Here is a 1,873-nt window from a genome sequence, read left to right on the forward strand (position 1 = left end):
CACGTCGGTGTAGCTGTTGGCCACGCTCATGACGTTGCTGGCGTCTGCCGTGCCCGCTGTGGGCGTGAAGCTGCCCACCCAGGTCTTGCCGCCATCGGTGGTGGCCAGGGTGCTCAGGGTGCCGTTTTCTACAGCCACGTCGCTGTTGCCAAAGCCGGTGACTTTTTCACTGAAGACGATGGTCACTTGTGCGCTCTCGCCTGCCGTGAGGGCGTTGTCGCTCAGGGTGATGCTGGCCGTGGGGCCCTGGGTGTCTACGGCGTAGTTGCCGCTGGCTGCAGCAGATCCGGTGTTGCCCGCCAGGTCGCTGTAGGCACCGGGGTTGACGCTGATGCTGTTGGCGGCCACTTCCACGTTGGCGTTGGGCGTAAACGTCGCGGTCCAGGTGGTGCCGCCGTCGGTGCTGGCCAGGGTGCTGAGCGTGCCGTTGGGCGCTGTCACGTCGGCGTTGCTGAAGTCTTGGACCGCTTCGCTGAAGGTGATGGTCAGCTGGGCGCTTTGTCCGGCCGTGAGGCTGGTCATCGCTGCACCTTGGGCGTCTTGGAGGGTGACCACGGCCGAGGGGGCCTTGGTGTCTACGCTGTAGTTGCCGCTGGTGCCCACGGCTCCAGCGTTGCCGATCAGGTCGCTGTAGGTGTTGGCCAGCGTGATGACGTTGGTGGTGTCTTCAAGGTTGACGCTGGGGGTGTAGGTGCCGGTCCAGACGATGCCGTCGGTGCTGACCAGGGTGCCCAATGTGCCGTTTTGCACCGTGACATCCGCGTTGCCAAAGTCTTGCACTTTCTCGCTGAAGGTGATGGTCAGCGTGGTGGTCTCGCCCGCTTGCAGGGCTTCGTCGGCCAGTTTGATCGTGGCTGTGGGCGCTTTGGTGTCCAGGCTGTAGTTGCCGCTCGTGCCTGCGGTGCCCACGTTGCCCGACAGGTCGGTGTAGTTGGCCAGCACTTGGACCACGTTGCTGGTGTCTTCGATGCCTGCTGTGGGCGTGAGTGTGGCGGTCCAGGTCAGGCCGCCATCGGCTGTGGCCAGGTTGCTCAGTGTGGCGTTGTCAGCGGTCAAGTCCGACAGGTCAAAGGCTTTGACTTTCTCGCTGAAGCTGATGGTGACGGTGGCGCTCTCGCCCACTTTCAGGGCGCTCTTGTCCAGCACGATGCTTTGCACCGTGGGCACGGTGATGTCCACGGCGTAGGCCCGGTTGGCAGATGCCATCTGGGTGTTGCCCGCCGCATCGCTGGCCATGAGCACGACTTCAAGGGTGCTGCCCGAATCAGCAATCAGGTCGGCGGTGGCCACGCTCACGCTGTAGTTGCCCAAAGCGTCCACGGTGCCGCTGAAGGTTTGGCCGTTGACCAGCACTTTGACCACGTCGCCTTCGCGGGCGTCGCTCACGCTGCCGGTGATGCCGGTGTGGGTTTGCACCGCGTCAGCAGGGCTCAGGGCGTCGTCGCCGCCAATGGCGTTGATGCCGACGGTGGGTACGGGAGCGCTGGTGTCCAGCGTGAAGTTCAATGTGCTGGCCGCACTCACGTTGCCTGCGGCGTCGGTCTGGCGCACGCTCACGGTGTTGGCACCTTCTGCGGCTGTGAAGGTGGTGGTCCACGTTGTGCCGTTGGTGCTGTATTCGACCGTGGAGCCGGTCTCCAGATTGCTCACCGCGATCGTGCCGTCTCGGCTGATCTTGTCGCTGCTGCTGGCACCGCTGTCGCACAGCAGGGCCACTGTGCTTGTGCCCACTGTTTTGTCAATCACCAGGGTCAGCGTTTGCGCTGCACTGGTGTTGCCTGCGGGGTCGGTGGCGATGATGCTCACGCTGCCGCTTGTCATCGCGATGGTGGGCGTGACGCTCCAGCTGCCGTCTGCAGCCACTGTGGTGCTG

At 64.1% G+C, this 1,873-nt stretch carries 1 protein-coding gene; it reads right to left on the reverse strand.

What is annotated here, in order from left to right; translation table 11 throughout:
- Window positions 1-1,873 (reverse strand): Ig-like domain-containing protein (locus H663_RS40805; RefSeq protein ID WP_116695971.1); only part of this gene is annotated, 1,873 nt, incomplete at both ends.

The sequence above is a fragment of the Limnohabitans planktonicus II-D5 genome (assembly GCF_001270065.2).
Taxonomy (GTDB): domain Bacteria; phylum Pseudomonadota; class Gammaproteobacteria; order Burkholderiales; family Burkholderiaceae_C; genus Limnohabitans_A; species Limnohabitans_A planktonicus.